This is a genomic window from Trinickia soli (assembly GCF_002879855.1).
GTDB classification, from domain to species: Bacteria; Pseudomonadota; Gammaproteobacteria; order Burkholderiales; family Burkholderiaceae; genus Trinickia; species Trinickia soli.
Genome location: NZ_PNYB01000100.1, coordinates 1 through 390, shown reverse-complemented (window position 1 = coordinate 390; position 390 = coordinate 1). Strand labels below are relative to the sequence as shown.

Below are 390 nucleotides of genomic sequence, written 5' to 3'. Positions count from 1 at the left end.
GTACTGGCAGACGCACAGGCCTGAAAATCCTGCGGTGAGAGATCACCGTACCGGTTCGATTCCGGTCCTCGGCACCATTTTAGCGCCCGTAGCTCAATTGGATAGAGCGTTTGACTACGGATCAAGAGGTTATGGGTTCGACTCCTATCGGGCGCGCCATTTTTAAATTAATTGAATAACGGGAAGTAGCTCAGCTTGGTAGAGCACTTGGTTTGGGACCAAGGGGTCGCAGGTTCGAATCCTGTCTTCCCGACCATCTTTTATGGGGCCTTAGCTCAGCTGGGAGAGCGCCTGCCTTGCACGCAGGAGGTCAGCGGTTCGATGCAGCTAGTCTCCACTTTTTAAAAGATTATTTTATATCATGGCGGTGTAGCTCAGCTGGCCAGAGCG

Annotated in this window: 3 tRNA genes; all 3 read left to right on the top strand. The window is 52.3% G+C overall.

What is annotated here, in order from left to right:
* The first annotated feature begins 82 nt into the window (after positions 1–82).
* The 3 genes from C0Z19_RS27830 to C0Z19_RS27820 all read left to right on the top strand — a co-directional run bounded on the left by C0Z19_RS27830 (position 83) and on the right by C0Z19_RS27820 (position 337).
* A tRNA-Arg gene (locus tag C0Z19_RS27830) sits at positions 83–159 on the top strand.
* A gap of 20 nt (positions 160–179) precedes the next feature.
* Positions 180–256: transfer RNA gene (locus tag C0Z19_RS27825), tRNA-Pro, on the top strand.
* Between the two features lie 8 nt (positions 257–264).
* Positions 265–337: transfer RNA gene (locus C0Z19_RS27820), tRNA-Ala, on the top strand.
* The last annotated feature ends 53 nt before the right edge of the window (positions 338–390 follow it).